This is a genomic window from Nocardia sp. CA-145437, assembly GCF_050956485.1.
GTDB lineage: Bacteria > Actinomycetota > Actinomycetes > Mycobacteriales > Mycobacteriaceae > Nocardia.
The window spans coordinates 810,525-831,593 of record NZ_CP191204.1 but is presented as its reverse complement, the minus strand read 5'-3'; the positions used below and the strand labels follow the sequence as shown (position 1 = coordinate 831,593).

General features: G+C 66.6%; 12 protein-coding genes, 1 tRNA gene and 1 pseudogene. 8 read left to right on the top strand and 6 right to left on the bottom strand.

From position 1 onward, the window contains the following. Positions 1–1,620: an acyl-CoA synthetase gene (locus ACQPYY_RS03825; protein WP_433592767.1), complete on the bottom strand. Its 1,620-nt coding sequence runs from the start codon at positions 1,618–1,620 to the stop codon at positions 1–3. Between the two features lie 116 nt (positions 1,621–1,736). Between ACQPYY_RS03825 and ACQPYY_RS03820 the strand changes: the two genes are divergently transcribed. Further along, positions 1,737–2,555 (top strand): class I SAM-dependent methyltransferase, encoded by an 819-nt coding sequence (locus ACQPYY_RS03820; RefSeq protein WP_433592766.1) that lies wholly within the window; start codon positions 1,737–1,739, stop codon positions 2,553–2,555. Positions 2,556–2,852: 297 nt separating this feature from the next. Here the strand turns inward: ACQPYY_RS03820 and ACQPYY_RS03815 are convergent, their stop codons facing one another. Continuing rightward, complete coding sequence (locus ACQPYY_RS03815) at positions 2,853–4,490, bottom strand: long-chain fatty acid--CoA ligase (RefSeq protein ID WP_433592765.1); 1,638 nt, start codon at positions 4,488–4,490, stop codon at positions 2,853–2,855. Positions 4,491–5,006: 516 nt separating this feature from the next. On the opposite strand from ACQPYY_RS03815, the gene ACQPYY_RS03810 reads away from it, so the two are divergent. The 3 genes from ACQPYY_RS03810 to ACQPYY_RS03800 all read left to right on the top strand — a co-directional run bounded on the left by ACQPYY_RS03810 (position 5,007) and on the right by ACQPYY_RS03800 (position 8,921). Further along, entirely contained in the window at positions 5,007–6,476 is a 1,470-nt protein-coding gene (locus tag ACQPYY_RS03810) for a flavin-containing monooxygenase (RefSeq protein WP_433592764.1), read from the top strand. A gap of 70 nt (positions 6,477–6,546) precedes the next feature. Then, a tRNA-Arg gene (locus ACQPYY_RS03805) sits at positions 6,547–6,619 on the top strand. Positions 6,620–7,556: 937 nt separating this feature from the next. Then, positions 7,557–8,921: an FAD-dependent monooxygenase gene (locus ACQPYY_RS03800; protein WP_379104983.1), complete on the top strand. Its 1,365-nt coding sequence runs from the start codon at positions 7,557–7,559 to the stop codon at positions 8,919–8,921. A 149-nt stretch (positions 8,922–9,070) separates the two neighbouring features. On the opposite strand, the gene ACQPYY_RS03795 is transcribed toward ACQPYY_RS03800, so the two are convergent. The 3 genes from ACQPYY_RS03795 to ACQPYY_RS03785 all read right to left on the bottom strand — a co-directional run bounded on the left by ACQPYY_RS03795 (position 9,071) and on the right by ACQPYY_RS03785 (position 9,824). Further along, complete coding sequence (locus tag ACQPYY_RS03795; RefSeq protein WP_433592763.1) at positions 9,071–9,322, bottom strand: hypothetical protein; 252 nt, start codon at positions 9,320–9,322, stop codon at positions 9,071–9,073. After that, positions 9,319–9,465, bottom strand: a complete 147-nt coding sequence (locus ACQPYY_RS03790) for a hypothetical protein (protein ID WP_433592762.1) — start codon at positions 9,463–9,465, stop codon at positions 9,319–9,321. Before ACQPYY_RS03790 ends, ACQPYY_RS03795 begins: the two co-directional genes overlap by 4 nt. Before the next feature lie 122 nt (positions 9,466–9,587). Beyond that, on the bottom strand, positions 9,588–9,824 hold the full coding sequence (locus tag ACQPYY_RS03785) for a hypothetical protein (protein ID WP_379107454.1): 237 nt from the start codon (positions 9,822–9,824) through the stop codon (positions 9,588–9,590). A gap of 181 nt (positions 9,825–10,005) precedes the next feature. Between ACQPYY_RS03785 and ACQPYY_RS03780 the strand changes: the two genes are divergently transcribed. Then, positions 10,006–11,223 (top strand): helix-turn-helix domain-containing protein, encoded by a 1,218-nt coding sequence (locus ACQPYY_RS03780; RefSeq protein WP_433592761.1) that lies wholly within the window; start codon positions 10,006–10,008, stop codon positions 11,221–11,223. 195 nt (positions 11,224–11,418) lie between these two features. Here ACQPYY_RS03780 and ACQPYY_RS03775 read toward each other — a convergent pair whose 3' ends face one another. Continuing rightward, positions 11,419–12,831: a thioesterase domain-containing protein gene (locus ACQPYY_RS03775; RefSeq protein ID WP_433592760.1), complete on the bottom strand. Its 1,413-nt coding sequence runs from the start codon at positions 12,829–12,831 to the stop codon at positions 11,419–11,421. 566 nt (positions 12,832–13,397) lie between these two features. On the opposite strand from ACQPYY_RS03775, the pseudogene ACQPYY_RS03770 reads away from it, so the two are divergent. The 3 genes and pseudogenes from ACQPYY_RS03770 to ACQPYY_RS03760 form a co-directional block, all read left to right on the top strand. Further along, positions 13,398–16,481, top strand: a pseudogene (locus tag ACQPYY_RS03770) (type I polyketide synthase); the annotation flags it as partial. After that, positions 16,476–19,529, top strand: coding sequence for an SDR family NAD(P)-dependent oxidoreductase (locus tag ACQPYY_RS03765; protein ID WP_433594563.1), 3,054 nt, complete (start codon positions 16,476–16,478; stop codon positions 19,527–19,529). The pseudogene ACQPYY_RS03770 and the gene ACQPYY_RS03765, both read left to right, overlap by 6 nt. Before the next feature lie 10 nt (positions 19,530–19,539). After that, entirely contained in the window at positions 19,540–21,060 is a 1,521-nt protein-coding gene (locus ACQPYY_RS03760; protein ID WP_433592759.1) for a flavin-containing monooxygenase, read from the top strand. Positions 21,061–21,069: the final 9 nt, after the last annotated feature.

The following is a 21,069-nucleotide window of genomic DNA, read 5'->3' as shown; positions in this document are numbered from 1 at the left end:
TCAGACCTCCTGGAGTTTGCGCTTGAGCACCTTGCCGGTGGGGTTGCGGGGCAGTTCGGCGAGGAACACCACCTCGCGCGGCACCTTGTACCGGGCCAGGTTGTCCTTCACGAACTCCTTGACCTCGGGCTCGGTGCAGGTCCGACCCTCGTGGACGACCACGAAAGCCTTGAGCCGCGCGCCGAATTGCGCGTCCGCGACCCCGATGACCGCCGCTTCCCGCACCGCCGGATGCGTGTAGAGCAGTTCCTCGACCTCTGCCGGGAAGACGTTCTCGCCGCCGGAGACGATCATGTCGTCGTCGCGGCCGTCGATGAAAAGCCGTCCCGCGGCGTCGAAGTGGCCGACGTCCCCGGAGGACATGAGCCCGCGCACGAATTCCTTGTTTCCGCCGCCGGTGTAGCCCTCGAACTGGATGCTGTTGCCGACGAAGATGCGCCCGGTCGCGCCGTTGGGCACGGCCCGCCCGCGCTCGTCGAGGATCTCCACACGCGCACCCAGCACCGGTTTACCCACGCAGCCGGGCTCTTCGGCCAGATCGGCGGGTGTGGCGATGGTGGCGTAGGCGACCTCGGTGGACCCGTACAGGTTGTAGACGACCGGTCCGAACGCCGCCGTCACCTCCCGGCACAGTTGCGCGCCGAGCTGGGATCCGGCCACGAACACGATGCGCAGCGCGGACAGGTCGCGCCCGGTGAGCGCCTGGCCGCCCAGATCCATCATGCGCGACAACATGACCGGCACCGCGATCACCGTGGTGGCCCGATGCCGGGCCATGGAGTCGATGGCGGCCTGCGGGTCGAAGCGGCGGCGGATCACCAGGGTGGAGCCGAAGCCCAGGGTCAGTACGGCGCAGGCGAAGCCGAGGGTGTGGAACATGGGGGCGCAGCATTCGGTCACCTCGTTCACCCGGAACGGGACCTTGGACAGCAGACCGCCCAGGGACAGCAGCGATTTCGGTTCCGCGCGGGGCGCGCCCTTGGGGGTGCCGGTGGTGCCGCTGGTGAGCAGGATGATCTTGGGTTCGGCCCCGGGCGCGGGCGGCGCGTCCGGTGAGCCGGTGGCGATGAGGTGTTCGAGGCTGTCCGCGCGCGGCTCCTCGGTCCAGGCCCGGTAGCTGCCGCGCTTGGGGTGCACCTCGCCGAGCAGTTCGGCGTACTCGTCGTCGTAGACGAGCAGGTCGGTGCCCTCGCGGGTGGCGACGTCGCGGATCTGCGGGGCCGCGAAATCGGTGTTGAGCAGGATGATCCGGGTCCCGCACTTGGCGGCGGCGAAGATGGCGTCGAGCAGGCCGCGGTGATTGCGGGCCAGCACGGCCACGCCCTCACGCGGTTTCAACCCGCGTTCGCGCCAGGCGTTGGCGAGCCGGTTGGAGCGGTCCTCGAGGTCGGCGAAGGTGAGTTCGCCCAGTTCGTCGATGACGGCGGTGCGGCTGCCGTAGCGCGCCGCCGACAGCCGCAGCCCGGCGGCCAGGGTGCCGTAGCGCAGCATGGCGGTGGCGGCGGCCAGCAATACGGCCGGGGATTCCAGTCGCGCCAACCCGGCTTCCATGGCCAGGCGCGCGGATTCGGCCTCCAGGTAGGCCCGCTCCCCCACCGACTTGATCAGCCCGAATGTCATGCCTGACCACCCTGTTTCGATTCCACCCCGGACCTCCTCGTCCACCCCTGCGGATTGCGGGCATCTGCCCTCAAACTAACCGTACGGGCCCGGGACCGCGACCGGAACTGCCTATCATGGCGACCGTGACAGATCCGTTGTCGGCGAATCGGCGGAACTGGGATGCCCGCGCCGGCATCCACGCCGCCAGCCGTTTCTACCGTGATCACGATGCGAGCTACTGGTTCGCGCCCTTCGAATGGGACGCCCTGGGGGATGTGGACGGCCTCGATGTCGCCCATCTGCAATGCCATCTGGGCACGGAGACAATCGAATTCGCGCGCCGGGGCGCTCGCGCGGTGGGCTTGGACTTCTCGCCCGAGTCCGTGCGGCACGCCCGCGAATTGGCCGGAGACGCCGTCGAATACGTGTGCGCCGACGTGTACGACGCGCGAGAGGCCCTGGGTGAGAAGAGTTTCGACGTCGTCTACACCGGCAAGGGCGCGCTCTGCTACCTGCCGGACCTGACCCGCTGGGCGCGGGTGGTCGCCGACCTGCTGCGACCCGGCGGGCTGTTCTATCTGGTGGAATTCCATCCGCTGCTGCACGCGCTGGGACCCACGCCGCCGCCGGAGATCGACCCGAGTCAGCTCGTCCTGCACGACGACTATCTGGCCGGGCGCGGCGCGCAACGCCGCGACAGCGCGCACACCTACACCGACGGCCCGGACCTCACCTCCGATACCACCGCCTACGAATGGCGACACGGTCTCGGTGAGGTGGTCACCGCGCTGCTCGAGGCGGGCCTGCGCATCACCGGACTGACCGAGACCGACACCCTGCCGTGGCCGCGCTGGCCGCAGATGGTGCCGACCGAGACCGGCTGGTGGCGGCTCCCGCCCGCGGATCCGATCGTCCCGGTGCTCTACGGATTGTCCGCTGTCAAGGACAAATAGCCGCAAGCTATTGACTGGCGATCCCCACGGCGGGACACTTGAATTCACACCGGAACACCGGGGCGAGCCATAGTGTCTGACGAGACGTCGAAAGACATGGGTGGCATGTTCGAGGAATCCGGCCAGGCCCCCGGCAAGCCAGTCGGATGGAGAGTAATCAGCGACGACTGATACTCCGAATTCGATGGAGACTACCGGGGACTGATCTATATATGGAGGAATTCGCGCCGGTCAGGCGCCTGTTTTCGAGCCGCGCCCCAGGGGGACGCGGCTCGAGCCGTATTTCGGGTACAGCGATCAGGCCAGCGTGACGACGGTCAGCGAGCCGTCGGCGTGCTGGGCGCGCAGCCGCTTCTTGTCGAACTTGCCGACACTGGTCTTGGGCACCTCCGCGATGAAGGCCCAGTGCTCGGGCAGCTGCCACTTGGCGAACTTCGGCGCGATGAAGTCGCGCAGCTCTTCGGGTTTGGCCGCGGAGCCGTCGGCCAGCACGATGGCGACCAGCGGACGCTCGTCCCACTTCTCGTCCGGGATGCCGATGACGGCGGCCTCGGCCACGGCCGGGTGGCCCATCACCGCGTTCTCCAGGTCCACCGAGGAGATCCACTCACCGCCGGACTTGATGACGTCCTTGGAGCGGTCGACCAGGGTGAGGTAGCCGTTGGGGCTGATCTTGCCGACGTCGCCGGTGCGCAGCCAGCCGTCGTGGAACTTGTCCGGGTCCACCTCGCCGCCGGACGGCGAGTAGTAGGAGCCGGTGATCCACGGTCCGCGAACCTCCAACTCGCCCAGCGCTTCTCCGTCGTTGGGCAGCACCGAGCCGTCGTCGGCGACCAGGCGGGCCTGCACGCCGGCCGGGAAGCGGCCCTGGGTGTAGCGGTAGCTCCAGGCCTCGTCGCCCTCGGCGCCGGCGGGCGGGTGCGCGACCGAACCCAGCGGGGAGGTCTCGGTCATGCCCCAGGCGTGCAGCAGCTTGACGCCGTGCCGCTCCTGGAAGGCCTGCATCATCGACGGCGGCACGGCCGCGCCGCCGACCACGCAGGTGCGCAGATGCGAGATGTCCTGCGGCTGCGCCTGCAGCCCGGCCAGCACGCCACCCCAGATGGTGGGCACGGCGGCCGCGAAGGTGGGCTTGACGGCGGCCATCATCTCCAGCAGCGGGGCGGGCTGCAGGAAGCGGTCGGGCATGAGCACATTGGCGCCGGACATCATGGCGGCGTACGGGATGCCCCAGGCGTTGGCGTGGAACAGCGGCACGATGGCGAGCACGGTGTCGGAGGCGTCGAAGCCCATGCCGTTGGGCGAGATCACCTGCATGGCGTGCAGCCAGTTGGAGCGGTGCGAGTAGACGACGCCCTTGGGGTCGCCGGTGGTGCCGGAGGTGTAGCACATGCCGGCCGCGGAACGCTCGTCGATGACCGGGAAGTCGTAGTTGTCGGACTGGGCGTCGAGCAGCTCGCGGTAGGAGTGCACGGTGACGCCCTCGGGAGCCTGGAGCGCGGCCGCGTCGCCATTGGCGACGATCACGTGGCGGACGGTCTTCAGGTTGGGCAGGTATTGGGCGAACATCGGCAGCAGCGAGCCGTCGACGATCACGACCTGGTCTTCGGCGTGGTTGGCCACGAACACCAGCTGTTCGGGGAACAGTCGGATGTTCAGGGCGTGCAGGACTGCGCCCATCGCGGGGACCGCGATGTAGGCGACCATGTGCTCGTTGTTGTTCCACATGAAGGTGCCGACCCGGTCTCCGACGCCGACGCCCAGGTCACGCAGGGCATTGGCGAGCCGGGCCGCGTCCTGGCCGACCTCACGATAGGTCTGGGTGCGCAATCCGTCGCCGGTCCAGGTGGAGACATGACTGTCGCCCTGGAAGGTGGACGCGTAGCGCAGCAGTGTCGCCAGCGACAGCTGCTCGTCCTGCATGGTGCTCAACATTTCCCAACCGCTCCTTGCATGTGCCTACGAGTGACGTGAACTGAGTCACTTGCGGCGAGCCTAGCCGAATTCGGACATGAGCTGCGAGGAAGTCGTCCCGGGTCAGGGGACGAGGTCTCGGGCTGCGGACGACGAACCCACCCTCGCCGTCCGCAGCCCGTCGCCGACCCGCCGCCGCCCAACACGACGACCAGCCGGCCCCGCGGTCCTGATCAGCGACTCGGCGCGCTGACGACGCCCCCTGCGGCGGCGCAGAATAGCCAATCACTAACCAGGACAAGCAAATTGGAGCAAAGACTTCCGTGAATATAGGGAGTGTGACACCGGGCTGTCCAGTCGGGGACAGCGTCGCAGGTCAGACTGCGCTCACTGACCCGGACAGTGGGCGGTGAGAACGGCATTCCGGCAACAATCGGCATCCGAACCCGGGCTCACAACCCCCGGTGGCCGAAAATACCGATTCACTGACCGGCGATGTCTGCATGACCAGCGGTAATGCGCTCTACCGTTGCCGGTATGCAGCGAGAGCCGTCCATTCTGATCATCGGTGCCGGTTTCGCCGGACTCGGTATGGCGCTGGAATTGCAGCGCCATGGCCTGACCAACTTCACCATTCTGGAGAAGGCCGCCGACCTCGGCGGGGTCTGGCGGGAGAACACCTATCCGGGCGCGGCCTGCGATGTGCCGTCGCCGCTGTACTCGTGGTCGTTCGAGCCGAAATCGGATTGGCCGCGGCGGTTCTCGCAGCAGGCCGATATCCACGCGTACATGCGCACGGTCGCGGAGAAGCACGGTCTGCCGGCCAAGATCGAGTTCGGGGCGGAGGTGCTGGACGCCGAGTTCGACGAGTCGAGCGCGATGTGGCGGGTCCGCACCGCCGACGGCGTCACCCATCTGGCGGACGTGCTGATTCCCGCGGTCGGACAGCTGTCGCGGCCCGCCATGCCGAATCTGCCCGGCATCGATTCCTTCACGGGCGCGGCGTTCCATTCGGCCGAATGGGATCATTCGGTGGATCTGACCGGTAAGCGGGTGGCCTGCATCGGTACGGGAGCCAGTGCCATTCAATATATTCCGGCGATCCAGCCGAAGGTCGACCACCTCACGCTGTTCCAGCGTTCGGCCGCGTGGGTGCTGCCCAAGTTCGACGTCGAGTACACCCCGCTGCATCACGCCCTGTTCGAGTACGTGCCGGGCGCGCGGCTGGCCGAGCGGTTCGCCATCTGGACGTTCTTCGAGGTGATGGCGTTGGCGCTCACCGATATTCCGGCGATCAAGACCCCGGTGATCGCCATCGCCGACCGGCACCGCGCGAAGCAGGTTCCCGACGAGGCGCTGCGCGCCAAGCTGACCCCCGACTACGCGGCGGGCTGCAAGCGCGGCCTGTTCTCGAACGAGTACTTTCCCGCCTTGTCGCAGCCCAATGTGACGGTGGAGACCACCGCCATCGAAGCGGTGACCCCCAAGGGAATTCGCACCGCCGACGGTGTCGAGCATCCGGTCGACGTGATCGTCTACGGCACCGGCTTCAAGGGCACCGAGTTCCTGGCCCCCATGCACATCTACGGCCTGCACGGCCGCAAACTGGCCGACGAGTGGTCCCCCGAGGGCGCCCGCGCCTTCCTGGGCATGTCGGTCCCCGGTTTCCCGAACCTGTTCCTCATGTACGGCCCCAACACCAACGTCGGTTCCGGCTCCATCATCTACATGCTGGAGTCCCAGTCCCGCTACATCCGACAGGCCATCTCCTACCTGTCCCGCCGCCCCGGCCGCTACCTGGCCGCCACCCCCGAGGCGGAGCGGTCCTGGGACGACTGGCTGCAGCGCCGCCTGAAGGACACCCCCTGGAACTTCTGTTCCAGCTGGTACCGCAACGCCTCGGGCCGCATCACCAACAACTGGCCCGGCGCCACCCTCCTGTTCCGCTGGAAAACAACCAGATTCACCCCCGCCGACTACCTCGAATCCGAAGCCTCCCGCCGCTGACCCAGCGGATGCGACCCCCGAGCCCCCAACCAGGTAGACTGCCGACGACCCGGCCACGGCCGGGCGGTCAGCCCTCGTAGCTCAGGGGATAGAGCACCGCTCTCCTAAAGCGGGTGTCGCAGGTTCGAATCCTGCCGAGGGCACATCCTGACCCGCACACTTGCGCACCGGCCCGTTTGAATACCAGATACGTGCCAGTTCAGCATGAGCGCCGGTCGCAGAACTGGACATCCAGGCGCAAGTCGGAGCAAGGCCCGCGCCAACGCCGGACACCTACGTGTCCGTTGCAATGTCTCGCCTTGGTCGACGTCAAACCCTGGATGAACGACGCACGGCGCCAGCGCCTTCGGCGTGCGGGGCGCGACCCGACCGACCCCGCGAGCCGGTGGCGGTTTCATCAGATCCGGATCCTGATCATCACAACGATGCCGAGCGGACTTCGGTGTGGACAGCGATGGCCGATGCTGCGCGGCTGGCATCGGTAGCGCCGCAATGCCTTCCGACGTGTTCAATACCGGTCGGCCAGATCCTCGTCGTCGACGACCCGCGCAGCCGCGGCGAGCCTACGCAACCTCGCGACCACGATGTCGGCGGCGGCTGCTGTGGGGGCGGCTGCTGTAGCAGCTGAGCCGGCGGCCAGCGGGACGCGGCGGGCATTATATATGGGTCAATGCTATGTCTTCTGGAGTTCGGCGAAACCGCGTAGACTTCCAGCAGGTCGGGACAGCATTTTTGGAGCCCTATCATGACCGAGAGAAAGAGTTCACGCACAAGGTTCACCCGGCTGGCGGCTGCCGCCGGTATAGCCGCACTCGCCGCGATTCCGGTCGCCGCAGCCGCGGCAAAAGCGCCAACCGCGCAAGCAACCACGCCAACGTCTGTAACCCAGCAAGTCGACAGCCCTGGTTGGGGCGGCGGCCATGGCTGGGGCGGCGGCTGGGGAAACGGCCCCGGCTGGGGCGGCGGCCACGGCTGGGGCGGTGGCGGCTGGGGTTGGGGTGGCAACGGCTGGGGTTGGGGCGGCAACGGCTGGGGTTGGGGTGGCAACGGCTGGGGTTGGGGTGGCGGCAACGGCTGGGGATGGAATCCCGGCTGGTGGCTACCCGGTGGCTGGGGCAGCTTCTAGCGCTGGTGATCGAGCCCGGACACGCACAGCGTGCCGGGCTCGGTCGCATCGAGTACCACCATGTGAAGCCAGGTTCGACCAACTCGGCTGGAGCCGGTGACGAGATGAAGATCGTATGTGTCGGTGGCGGGCCGGCCGGGTTGTACTTCGCTATTTCGATGAAGCGCCGCGACCCGGCCCATGACATCACGGTGATCGACCGCGATCCTCCCGGATCCACCTATGGCTGGGGCGTCGTGTATTGGGACGACCTGCTCGACATTCTGTATCGGAATGACCCCGACAGCGCCCAGGCGGTGCGTGCCGGGTCGGTCGTATGGCGTGAACAGGCAATCCATGTGTGCGACAACGAGACCGCGCATTTCGGGGGCTACGGGTTCAGCATGGGGCGCGCGGCCTTGCTCGACGTGCTTTCGCGACGGGCGAGGGACCTGGGCGTCGATGTCCAGCACGGGCGAAACGTGGATGATCTGTCCGGCTTCGACGATTTCGATCTCATCGTCGCCTCCGACGGCGCGAACAGCCGGATACGACAGCTGGGTGATCATCGTTTCGGCACGTCGGTCACACTCGGCGAGAATCGATATATCTGGCTCGGCACGGACAAGGTCTTCACCCGATTCACCTTCGCCTTCGAACACACCTCGGCCGGTTGGATCTGGTTTCACGCCTACCCGTCGATTGCCGGGAGAATCAGCACCTGCATCGTCGAATGCCAACCGCGGACTTGGCATGGACTGGGATTCGATTCCCTGGACGATCTGGAGAACGTGCGGGTTCTGGAGAACATCTTCGGCCGCCCTCTCGACGGTCACTCGTTGATCAGCAAGACACGAGGCGAATTCGCTAGGTGGAGCCGATTTCCCGAGGTGACCAACAAGACCTGGTATCACGACAACGTGGTGCTGCTCGGCGATGCGGCGCACACGACGCACTTCACCATCGGCTCAGGCACCCGGTTGGCAATCGTCGACGCTGTCGTGCTCGCACAGAACCTGTACGAGCATGCCGAGGTCGCCGACGCACTGAAGAATTACGATGCGCAGCGGCGCGCCGCCCTGCGCCCGATACAGGCCGCCGCCCGTACCAGCATGGTCTGGTTCGAACACGCCGACCGATATCTCGATCGCGGCGCCGTGCAGTTCGCCTATGCGATGTCGGTCCGGCACGGGCGGCAAATGCCGTGGCGGTATCAGCTGCACCTGCTCACGCAGGTACCCAGTGTGCGCAAGATCAGGCGTGCCATCGAATCCGGACAGCGGTGGCGGCGGGCTGCCCGCCGTGGGGAGCTCGCGATGGCGCCCCGCTCGAGCCGCTAGCTCGCCGGTTCGGTGTCAAGGTTCGAATCCTGCCGAGGGCACACCATCAGCGCCGGATATGGCCGACGGCCCCGGCCGAGCGCTTACCCTGAACACGCGAGCACCCCGCCGGTTAGGTCCCGGCGGGGCGTTCGTCTGTCTGGGCGATATCAGGCTGCGCTGCGATGTGACGCCGGCCTTCGGGCGGGCCTTGTGGCTGTCACCGGCCACGGTCGGGTCTGGTCGGGGGCGGGGGTCCAGCGCTCCCGTTCGATCCGTGCTCTGATCGCGCCCACACTGTTCTCCGGGGGCATTCGTTGAGGCCAGAGCGCGGCGCGGAGCAGGGCCGCGCCGGGGATCAGGAACGCCAGCATCCATCCCCAGAACAGGGCGGTCTCGTGGTGGACCAGGTAGGTGATCATCGCTCTGACTCCTTCCGCTCGGACTCCTCTGCACCACAGGTGATTTCATTCATGCTCGGCGCGTCGGCGGCGACCACGCCCAGAGATTCGAGGGCTGTGACGTCGGCCGCCAGTTCGCGCAGCTGCGCCAGGTACTCATCCATCGGCACGGGCCACCCGTCCGCCCCAACCACAAACCACGACCCATCCGAGCACTGGAGGTAGCGGCCTTCGGGTTCGATACTGGGCGGTCCGGATTGCCTTGCGGGCCGCACCTTTCGGCGGCTCATCGGGCGTACCTGCGGAACTTCGTGGTCCAGGCCGCGCGTCCCCTGGGGGTGATCGACCAGCGGGACGCGTACGGGGCGGCCGTCACCAGGCCGCGTGATTCCAGTTGCCCGATCGCCCGGCGGGCCGACCACCCGGTGATCTGGGCCTGTTCGCTGATCTGGGCGGCGGTCAACATCCCGCCGGGCGCGAGCACGCCCAGCACCGCCGCCTCCGCCATGGACCCGGTTGCCATCACTACCCCCTTTGGTCGCCAATGCGTCTGTAGGGCGGGTACCGAACGCCAGGTGGACCGGCTGCGGATACCCACCGTTTGACCTTGACACCCTGGTCAGGTGACTTTGTCCCGCTGCGGGACAAGGGCTTGCCAACGCACGTAATCTGAGCTTTGTCAGGGGTACGGAGGGAGCGGGCACATGACCGGCGAAGATCTGTTCATCGGGCAACGAGTCAAGGCGATCCGGAAGCGGCGCGGCATCACGCAACAGGTGCTGGCCGACCGGACGGGGCTCTCACGCGGCGCGATCGCCAAGTACGAATCCGGTGAGCGCCCGGTGGATTCGCGACGTACCCTGCTGGCCCTGGCGGCGGCGCTGGGCGTGACCCTGGGTGATCTGACCGGGCACGAACAAGACAAGCTGGACCCGTCCACGGCCGAATTCCACACCGCCGTACCGGATCTGGAAACGGTCCTGTGGACGCGGGGCAACGTCACGGACACCCGCCCGCCACGCACCCTGGACCAGCTTGCGGCGGACGCACACCGGGCCACCAAGCTGCGCAACAACTGCGATTACGCGACGCTCGGGCCGATGCTGGTCCCGATGCTCACCGACGCCTACCGACACGTCGGTGAGGCCAAGGCCGACCACGCGGAGCGGGCCTGGGATGTGCTGGGCACGGTCGCCTATGGCGTCGCCTCCGCGTTACGAGCGCGCGGCTATCACGCGCTCGCTTGGACAGCGGCGCTGGAGGCGGAGCGGGCGGCGAACCATATCGGTGGGGCCGCGCCGATCGCCGCCGCCGCATTCAGCCGGGCACAGATCATGTTGTCGCGCCCGGGTGCTCTGCCCGCCGCCCTGGCCACGGCGACAGAGACGGCGGAGCGGATCGCCGCCGAGGTTCGCACGCTGGGCGAGATCGAGACGTATGGGATGCTGCACCTCCAGGCGTCGATGGTCGCGGCGACCCTGGGTGGCGATCCGGAGCCCCATCTGGCTGAGGCGGCGGAGACGGCGGGCAGGCTGAGCAGCGCCCGGCCGAATACCTCTGTGGCGCGCAATGAATCGTTCGGCCCGGCGAATGTGGCGCTGTGGCGGATGTCGGCGGCGATGGAACGCCGTGAGCCGAGCGAAGTACTCGCGCTCGCACCGACTTTGCAACCCGCGGATCTACCCAATGAAGGGCGGCGCGCGCAGTACTTCGTGGAGATCGGCAAGGCACACGCCATGCGCAAGGACTACCGCGAGTCGATGCACTCCCTGCTTCGGGCCGAGCACGCCGCACCCCAGCACGTCCGCACCATGCCGCCCGTCCGTGAGCTGGTCGGGCACATGATGCGCACGGCGAAGCGGGATCTCACGAGCGGAGACCTGGGCAAGCTGGCACAGCGCGTCGGCGTCGTGCCCTCCTGACCGAATCCCCGGTCTCGAATACCCACAGATCAGAACGATATTCGGTGCGCCTTCTGGCCCACCGCCACAGCGGCACCATCCTGGCGTTCGCGAGGACGGTGTGCTCTGGGTCCAGGGATGGAAGTGGATGCCATCGATTTCGGTGCGGGACGGGGATTCCTTTCAGCCGGCCGCACCGACGGACAGCGGACGAGGTTAGCCGTTGGTTGGGCTCAACTGCCGCAACCATTGGTCAACGATCTGGGCGGTCGTATGCGACTCGGTGCTGCACAGTGCCACGTGTTCCGTGTCCACGGTCTGGACAGTCTGTTCGGTTGACCATGTTTCGATGGGCCACTCGTTGAGGTTGTGCGTCGGTGACGGTTTCGTGCATTTGATGACGAGCGCCTGGCATTCGACAGGCTGATACTCGAGTTGCAGCAAGAGGTCGAGCCAGCAGGCCAGCGCGGTCAAGCGTTCGGTGGTGAAGCCGGCGAGGTCGGGAATCATGGCTTCCGTATCGACCACGGCGTCTCTCGCGGTTCCCATTTGGCGATCGTTCGCCTCCCGAGCGATGAAGGAATCGAAGATGATCAATCCGCGCAACCGGGTGTTGTCTTGTTCCAGCAATCGAGCTGCGGTGGCGTGGGCGAGGTTTCCGCCTCCCGACATGCCGGCCAGGACGAATTCGTCGTCACCGACGGTGTCGAGGACGGTCCTGGCGATACTGTCGATGGCGGCGTCGAGCGACGCCGGCAAGGGCTCATCCGGCTCATATCCCGAGAGTGGGATGACCGAGACGCGGCGGTGACCACCCAGATGAGCGGCGAGCAGAATGTACTGAATATATCCGCCGAGGAATGCCGGGGTGGAGATCAATACCACGTGGGGCAGGGTATCGCCGCCACTGTTGTGGGGCGTGCCTCCACTGAGTCCGATGCCCTTCGGTATTCCTTCGGTGTAGTGGTCGAACGCCGGACGGAGTTGCGCAGCCGCGAGGAGGAACTCCAAGCCGTCGGCGAACCTGTCGTCGGCGACCGCCTGTCTGAACATGCGGACAATAGATGGTTCCGTGGATGGGGCGCTCACCGCGGTGGCCCGGTCGGGGGCGTGTCCGACCCCGTTGCGTCGAGGTGCGAACAGGGTGGCTCCGCGTATGGCGAGTTGCGGTTCGCCGCTGGCGACCGCGGTGACGGTCATGTTCCGTACGGCCATGAGCCCGAACAAATCCCCGAGACCTTTGTCGAGGGAGTCGGTGTCGACGAGAACGATCCGCCCCGGGTTCTCGGATTGAGCCGACTTCACCAGCTCCCATATCGCCGATCCCGTCGGGTCCGCAGCCTCGTCAGCCGATACCGAAATCGCGCCGCGCGTGAGCACCAGGAAGGTACTGGCATCGAAGCGTTGTTGTCCGGACCAGGACCGCAAAGCGTCCGACACCTTCTGCGTCATGGCGTGCGTATCCGTTGGGAGCGCACCGGATTCGTCTCTGCGGCAGTCCAGAACTATGACCTGAGTATTGTCGATATCGGGCCCGTTCAGCGCTTCCGTCCAGTCGCAGGGCGCCACTTCGGGTAATGACGCGGGAGCGGGAAATGTGGACCACTCGACGGTGTGATTCTCATTCATGGCTGCTTCTTTCAGGATTGCGGCTGCGGCACCCCCCGAGGTGTAGAACCTGTTACTGCGACTGGCATGTATGGCGTTGCCAGTGCCTCGCTGACGGTCCGCAATGAACTAGCTCCGGGAGCACTCGTCCCTGCTCCACGGCGCGTCGCCAGCATGCCACGAGGAACTGGCGCCGTCCATCGCTTGACTAGAACGTGTTCTTGCATGATGCTGAGAAGCACTGGGCGAGTTAGCTAGTGAGGGTGGGGCGGATGAACCGGGCGACGGCAATGCCGAGCGAATGGCGCGGACGGAAGTCGAGTGCGACTTGATGCTCGCGACGGATCCTGTTGAGCTCGAGCCGATCTCGCAGGTCGATCCGGATGGCGTTCCAACCTCGGAAGCCACGCACTCGCTCGACTTTCCGGAGATCTCGAGCGGATTCATCACCTAGTCGAATTCGACTCGGTTGACCTATCTTGATTCGACGACAGCTGATGAGACTGCCGCTTTGTTGAACGCCGAGTTCGGTATACCCATGTCTGTATCCGGATTGGGTTCTTGCTCTTTGGAATAGGGGTTCCAAAATGGTCGATCAGCAGAAGCTGCAACATCTCCTGCGACGGGTCACAGCCGAGCTGCAGGAAAGCCGGGCCAAGCTGCGGGAGCTGACGCAGCAAGCCTCGGAGCCGGTAGCGATCGTGGGTATGGGGTGTCGTTTTCCGGGAGGCGTGGAGTCGCCGGATGATCTGTGGCGTCTGGTTGCCGAGGGTCGTGATGTGGTGTCGGCGTGGCCCTCTGATCGTGGGTGGGATCAGTCGGGCTTGTTCTCCCCGGAGCCGGGTATGGCGGGAAAGTCGTATGCGCGGGAGGGCGGGTTCGTCTACGAGGCAGGTGATTTCGATCCGGAGTTCTTCGGGATCAGTCCGCGAGAGGCGATCGCGATGGATCCTCAGCAGCGGCTGCTGCTGGAGACGGCGTGGGAGGCTTTGGAGCGGGCGGGCATCAAGCCGGATTCGTTGCGCGGCAGTGACACTGGCGTGTTCGTCGGTGTCATGGGGCAGACCTATGGCGGGATAGTCGGACTCGGGGCGGATCGTGGGTCGGAGGGGTATCGGTTGACCGGCGCCGCGCCCAGTGTGGCGTCGGGCCGGGTGTCGTATGCGTTGGGGTTGGAAGGCCCCGCGGTGTCGGTGGATACGGCGTGTTCGTCGAGCCTGGTGGCGCTGCATCAGGCGGTGGCCGCGTTGCGTGCGGGGGAATGTTCGCTGGCGCTGGCCGGTGGCGTCACCGTGATGGCCACCGCGGGAACGTTTGTGGAGTTTTCCCGGCAGCGTGGGTTGGCGCCGGATGGTCGGTGTAAGCCGTTCGCCGACGCCGCCGACGGGACGGCGTTCGGTGAAGGCTCGGGCGTGCTGGTGCTGGAACGATTGTCCGATGCCCAACGCAACGGGCATCAGGTGCTGGCGGTGGTGCGAGGCACCGCGGTCAATCAGGATGGTGCGTCCAATGGGTTGACCGCACCGAATGGCCCTTCGCAGCAGCGGGTTATCCGGCGCGCGCTGGCCAATACCGGGATATCCGCCGCCGAGGTCGACGCGGTCGAGGCGCACGGGACCGGAACCACGTTGGGTGATCCGATCGAGGCGCAGGCGCTGCTGGCCACCTACGGGCAGGACCGGCCGCAGGATCGGCCGGTGTGGCTGGGTTCGGTCAAATCCAATATCGGGCACACCCAGGCGGCTGCCGGCGTGGCCGGGGTGATCAAGATGGTCCAGGCGCTGCGGCGAGGAATCCTGCCCAAGACACTGCACGTGAATACACCGTCCACACAGGTGGATTGGACCGCCGGGCGGGTGGAACTGCTCACCGAGCAACGCGACTGGCCGACGGTCGACCGGCCGCGTCGCGCCGCGGTATCGGCCTTCGGTATCAGCGGCACCAATGCCCACGTCATCCTCGAACAGGCGCCGGAGTCGGGGACCGACCCCGTGACCGGTGCCGGTGGGGACGGGTCGACGGCGTGGGTGGTGTCGGGCCGGACGCCGGAGGCGTTGGCCGGGCAGGTGCGGCGTCTGCGGGATTTCGTGGCCGGTGACCCATCGATGAACGCGCACGACGTGGCGCGGTCGTTGGTGTCTCAGCGGTCCCGGTTCGACCACCGTGCGGCGGTGGTGGGTGCGAATCGTGAACAGTTGCTCGCGGGGCTGACTGCGCTGCTGGAGCAGACTCCGAGGCCCGGCGTGGTGACGGGCGTGGCCGGGGTGTCACGCAAAACGGTGCTGGTGTTCCCTGGTCAGGGGGCTCAATGGCTGGGCATGGGCAGACAGCTGCTGGACCGCTCGCCGGTGTTCGCTCGGAAGATGGCCGAGTGCGATGCCGCGTTCTCGCCGCTGGTGGATTGGTCGTTGTTCGACGTGCTCGCGGGCGCGGAAGGAGCGCCGCCGCTGGAGCGCGTCGACGTGGTTCAACCGGTGCTGTTCGCGGTGATGGTGTCGTTGGCCGAGCTGTGGCGCTCGGTGGGTGTCGTCCCGGACGCGGTCGTGGGTCATTCCCAAGGCGAGATCGCCGCGGCGTGTGTGGCCGGGGTCTTGTCTCTCGAGGATGCCGCTCGGGTGGTGGTCCTGCGGTCGGCCGCGTTGATCGCCTTGACCGAGCAGGGTGGGATGGCGGCGGTGTCCTTGCCGGTCGACCGAGTCACCACACTGCTGACCGGATACGACGAATTGTCGGTGGCCGCGGTGAACGGCCCGCAGGCGACGGTGGTGTCCGGCGCGGCAGCGCAGCTCGAGGATTTCCTGGAAGCCTCTGCACGGGACAACGTTCACGCACGCCGGATCCCGGTGGACTACGGATCTCATTCGCCGCAGGTCGACGTGCTCCGCGAACCACTGCTGAAGGTGCTGGCCGAACTTCGGCCCGGATCCTCACACGTGGCGTTCTGGTCCAGCGTGACCGGTGGTGTGCTCGACGGCACGGAGTTGGACGCGGACTACTGGTTCCGGAATCTGCGAGAACCGGTGCGTTTCCAACAAGCGGCTCAGGCCCTGCTGGAGGACGGGTACGACGTCTTCGTCGAGGTCAGTCCGCATCCGCTGCTCACGGTCGGTATCGAGCAACTGTGTGATCTTCGGGTGGGCGCCGATCCCGTGACCGTGGTGGGTTCGCTGCGACGTGACGCGGGGGACATGGACGATCTCCTCCTGTCGGCGACGCAGTTGGAAGTGTCCGGTGTGGGCGTGGATTGGGCGGCGTTGCTGGGACCTGCGCAGGGGACCGAGGTGTCTTTGCCGACGTATGCGTTTCAGCGGCGCCGGTATTGGATGGATGGCGGCTCGAGTGGTGGGGATGCGTCGTCATTGGGGTTGTCGGCGGCTGATCATCCGCTGTTGGGGGCGGTGGTGGCGCCCCCGGACGGGGACGGTGTGGTACTGACCGGCCGTGTCGGCCTGGCAACCCATCGGTGGCTGGCCGATCGTGCCGTGGGTGGGTTCGTGCTGTTGCCGGAGACCGCTTTCGTGGAGTTGGTGTTGCGTGCGGCAGCGGAAGTGGGGTGCGCGCTGCTGCAGGAGCTGACTCTCCTGACGCCTCTCGTACTGCCCGACGAGGTCGGGATGCAGTTGCAGGTCGTGGTGGACGACGCCGACGAGTTCGGCTGCCGGTCGGTGTCGGTGTATTCCCGCGCCGAGGCCGCCGACGGCATATGGGTTCTGCACGCACAGGGCGCGTTGGGTATCGAGGGTGTGCCGGAACCGGATTCGGGCTTGGCAGTGTGGCCGCCCGATGGCGCGGTCGCCGTGCCCATGGATGGTCTGTATGACCGGTTGACTGTCGCCGGTTACGAATACGGACCGGCATTCCAGGGGTTGCGATCGGTATGGCGTTCTGGCGCGGAACTTTTCGTGGAGGTCGAATTGCCCGAGACGCTGACCGATGTGTCGCGGTTCGCGGTGCATCCGGCCTTGCTGGAGTCGGTGCTGCACGGACAACTCGTCGATGTCGATCCCGATCCGGGACGAGTGACGTTGCCTTTCCGCTGGCAGGGGGTGACGTTGCAGGCGACCGGAGCGTCGCTGCTGCGGGCGCGTCTGACCCCGGTCCCCGGCGATATCGACGCAGTATCGATCCAGGTCGCCGATGCGTCCGGCCGGAGGGTGCTCACGACGCGGTCCATGACCGTGCAGGAGGTATCCGCCGCACAGCTGGACGCCGTCTCGGCGCGGGACGGGTTGCATGAAGTGCAGTGGACGCCCATCGCGGCGCAGGCCAGCTCGTTTGTTGATGCCGAGTCCTTCACCGATGGTGAGGTTTTCGGGAACCGGGTGCAGAACCAGGACGTACCCGTACCCGCGGTAGTCGTATTCGACCGTGGCGTGGCCGGTTCCGGCGCGGGCGAGGATGTGCCGGGCCGGGTCCGCGATGCGACGCACGAGATGTTGGGCGTGTTGCAGTCCTGGCTTGGCGAGTTGCGATGCGCGACAAGCACCCTGGTTGTGGTCACTCGTGGCGCGGTCGGCCAGGCTGGGCACGACGTCACTGATGTCGCAGGATCTGCGGTCTGGGGTCTGGTGCGTTCGGCTCAGTCGGAGGCTCCCGGCCGAATCGTCCTGGTCGACACCGACACTGATGCGCTGACCGCCGAAGCGCTGGCGGCAGTCATGGTTTCGGGCGAACCCCAGGTGGTCATCCGTGCCGGTGTCGTGCATGGAGCCCGATTGACGCGGATACCTTTTCCGGACCGCGATTCCGGGAAGATCGTCCGCCCTGGGACAGTGCTGGTCACCGGCGGTACGGGCGGTTTGGGTGCGGTGCTGGCACGGCATCTGGTGACGAACCATGGGGTGCGGTCGCTGGTATTGGCGAGTCGCCGCGGTGCGGCCGCACCGGGAGCGTCGCTGTTGGTGACGGAGTTGAGCGAGCTGGGTGCTCGGGTGCGGATCGTGGCCTGTGATGTCGCGACTCGCGATGGGGTGGCCGAGCTGTTGGCGGCGGTACCTGAACAGTTTCCTGTGACGGGCGTGGTGCATGCGGCCGCTGTGCTCGATGACGGTGTGATCGCGTCACTGACACCGGACCGGATGGACCCGGTGCTGGCGGCGAAGGCCGATGCCGCGTGGTATCTGCACGAGGCGACGAGCAGTATGGATTTGGGGATGTTCGTGCTCTACTCGTCGATGGCGGGTGTGTTGGGCAATGCGGGGCAGGGCAACTACGCGGCCGCGAATGTGTTCCTGGACGGGTTGGCCGAGCATCGGCGTGCGAGGGGGCTGGCCGCGACTTCGATCGCGTGGGGGTTCTGGGCTTCCGATACCGGGATGACCGGGCATCTCGCTGATACCGACACCGCTCGGCTGAGTCGTGTTGGGCTGTCACCTATCTCGACCGAGCAGGGTCTGGCGCTGTTCGACGCCGCGATCGCTACGGACCGTGCCGCGGTGGTTGCGGCGCAGCTGGATCGTGGGGCGCTGGATGCGCAGGTCAGGGCTGGGACATTGATCCCGCTGCTGCGGGGATTGGTCTCGAGTGGCCGCCGTTCGGTGCTGGCGCTGTCGCGGGAGCCGGGAGGTGATCTGCGAGAGCGGGTTTCAGCGCTGGCCGACGTCGAGCGACTGCCGATGCTGCTGGACGTGGTGCGAGACCAGATGGCGGTTGTGCTCGGCCATGATGGTCGCGACGCGATCGATCCGGCTCGCAACTTCCGGGAGTTGGGTTTCGATTCGCTGGCCGCGGTCGAGGCCCGTAACCGACTGAATGCGATCACGGGACTGCGACTGCCCGCGACCTTGATCTTCGACCACCCCACCCCGGCCGCCCTCGCCCGGCACATTCTGCACGAACTGCTCGGATCCGATGGGGAGACCGTGGCGGCGCCGATGCGGCCGGCGGAACCCGCTGCTCCCGAAGACTCTTTGGTCGGCGTCATCCGGCAGGCGATCGCGGACAACAGGTTCACGCAGGGTGTGGCGCTCTTGCGAGCGGCAGCGAAACTCCGTCCGCGGTTCGACCACTTCACCGAGGGAATGCCGATCGGCATCGGAGTCAGTGGCGGGGATGTGCTGCCGCACTTGGTATTCATCAATGCCCCGGAATTCCTCGGGGGATCCGTTCAGTACACGCGGCTCGCCGCCCAGGTGGGCGGTCACCGCCGGGTCTCGGCCATCCCGCTGTCGGGATACGCTCCGGATGAGCCGCTCCCCGCATCGCTCGACGCCGCCATCGGCAGCATTGTCAAGACGGTCCTCGATACGGTCGGCCAGGACGAATTCGTGCTGGGCGGCTACTCGGTAGGGGGAAACATCGCCCACGCGGTGGCGGCTCGGCTGGTGGAACAAGGAAATGCCCGGCTGCGGGGCCTGGTCATCCTGGACGGCCTCATCACCCGCGAGGCGAACGAACGCCGATTGAACGGCCGCGGGAGCCACATGCTCGAGCTGGACGCGACGATTCCCGACCTCGCCGGCTTCACCACCGCACGGTTGACCGCATTCGGTTGGTGGTTCGACCTGGCGATGCAGATCGAACACAAGCCGCTGGACTGTGCGGCGCTCGTCGTCGAGTTCACGCGATCGTCGCCCGTGCGTCAGAGCCTCGATGAGTGGCCGGCAGGAGAGTGGTCGACCGCGCAGACGGTCCGGACCGTGGACGCGGATCACGGTGCGGCACAGCTCATAGACCAATGGCTCACGCAGCTGAGCGCCGGCAGCCGACCTATTCAGTGAGGGAGACGTAATGAGCACTACGACATCGCAACCCGATCACGAGATCGTGGTGATCGGGGCGGGTCCCGGCGGTATCGCGGCGGGTGCGCTACTCAAGCGCGCGGGGATCGAAGAGTTCACCATTCTGGAACGCGCGGGCGAGGTCGGCGGCAGTTGGCGCGAAAACTCCTACCCGGGGATCAGCGTGGACGTACCCGCGTTCATCTACCAGTACTCGTTCGCGCGCAAGGCCGATTGGCCGACGCTGTTCCCGACAGGCGCCGAGATTCAGGCGTATAACCAGGATGTCGCTCGCCGCTACGGTCTCTATCGGCATCTGCGGTTCCACACCGAGGTCGTCCGCGAAGTCTGGGACGAGACCCACCGCCGATGGGTATTGCACACCGCTGACAACGAGATCATTACCGCCAGGTTCGTGATCAGCGCGGTCGGCGCCTTTCTGCGACCCAAAGTCGACAGTGGCATCAAGGGTCTCGATGACTTCACCGGTACGGTGCAGAGCCCGGCCACCTGGGACCATGCGCTCGACCTGGCGGGTAAGCGGGTGGCCGTGATCGGTACCGGTGCGAGTTCCGTGCAGATCACGCCCGCGATCGCGCCCGAGGTGAGTCACCTCGATGTCTACCAGCGGACGCCCGTGTGGTGCCTACCCAAACCCAATTACCCGGTCCCGCGCCGACTCCAAGCCGCCTTGCGAGTGCGGGCTGTGGCAGCGGCCCAGCCCGGGATCATCTTGCTGGGGTTGGAACCCATCGCCAGACTGGCCACCTATGTGCCCCTGAGGGTGATGAAACCGCTGATGGCGGCTTTCGATGCCTTCGCCAAGCGGCTGTACCGAGCGTATCTTCGGCGGACCATCGACGACCCCGAAACGGCCGCCGCGCTGACACCCGACTATGGGCCCCTGGCGAAGCGACTCACCCTGTCGACCGGATATCCGGCGGTGTTCAATCGCGACAATGTTCGCCTGGTCACCGACGACATCGAGCAGTTCACCGAGCAGGGCATCCGGACCAGCGAAGGCACCGAGCGCAAATACGACGTCATCGTGCTGGCGACCGGCTACGAGATGCACACCGATCCGGAAAGTTACGCGCCAGGCGCCGTTGTCGGGCGGGACGGATTCGATCTCGGCCAGTTCTACGGCGCCCATGGAGTACAGGCCTACGAGGGTGTGGCGGTAGCCGGCCTGCCGAACCGCTGGATGCTGGTCGGACCGTACGCGTTGTCCGATATCGGATGGCACGGGATGGTGGAAACGACTGCATCACACGCTATTCGAGCGATCACCGAGGCGCGACGCCGGCGGGCGTCGACCGTCGAGGTGAGCCAACGGGCGCACGCCGCCTACCATGCCGAGATTCGCAAGCGCGGTCAGTTCCTGCGGAGCTACATCGAGACGCAGGGTGTTCCGACCTACTACCGCAACTCGCACGGTGACACGCCCTATTTCCGGCCTGCCGGTGCGCTCGAAACACGGTGGCGTGGCCGACATTTTCCGTTCGCCGACTACGACTTCGGCGCGGAGTAGTCGACCCGG

Bases quoted from the DNA above. Each gene is read 5' to 3' on its own strand.
- ACQPYY_RS03785 (WP_379107454.1), bottom strand. From the start codon at position 9,824: ATGGCAACCGGGTCCATGGCGGAGGCGGCGGTGCTGGGCGTGCTCGCG.
- ACQPYY_RS03820 (WP_433592766.1), top strand. From the start codon at position 1,737: ATGGCGACCGTGACAGATCCGTTGTCGGCGAATCGGCGGAACTGGGAT.
- ACQPYY_RS03760 (WP_433592759.1), top strand. From the start codon at position 19,540: ATGAGCACTACGACATCGCAACCCGATCACGAGATCGTGGTGATCGGG.
- ACQPYY_RS03800 (WP_379104983.1), top strand. From the start codon at position 7,557: ATGGAATCCCGGCTGGTGGCTACCCGGTGGCTGGGGCAGCTTCTAGCG.
- ACQPYY_RS03790 (WP_433592762.1), bottom strand. From the start codon at position 9,465: ATGGATGAGTACCTGGCGCAGCTGCGCGAACTGGCGGCCGACGTCACA.
- ACQPYY_RS03810 (WP_433592764.1), top strand. From the start codon at position 5,007: ATGCAGCGAGAGCCGTCCATTCTGATCATCGGTGCCGGTTTCGCCGGA.
- ACQPYY_RS03795 (WP_433592763.1), bottom strand. From the start codon at position 9,322: ATGATCACCTACCTGGTCCACCACGAGACCGCCCTGTTCTGGGGATGG.
- ACQPYY_RS03825 (WP_433592767.1), bottom strand. From the start codon at position 1,620: ATGACATTCGGGCTGATCAAGTCGGTGGGGGAGCGGGCCTACCTGGAG.
- ACQPYY_RS03815 (WP_433592765.1), bottom strand. From the start codon at position 4,490: ATGTTGAGCACCATGCAGGACGAGCAGCTGTCGCTGGCGACACTGCTG.
- ACQPYY_RS03775 (WP_433592760.1), bottom strand. From the start codon at position 12,831: ATGAATGAGAATCACACCGTCGAGTGGTCCACATTTCCCGCTCCCGCG.
- ACQPYY_RS03780 (WP_433592761.1), top strand. From the start codon at position 10,006: ATGACCGGCGAAGATCTGTTCATCGGGCAACGAGTCAAGGCGATCCGG.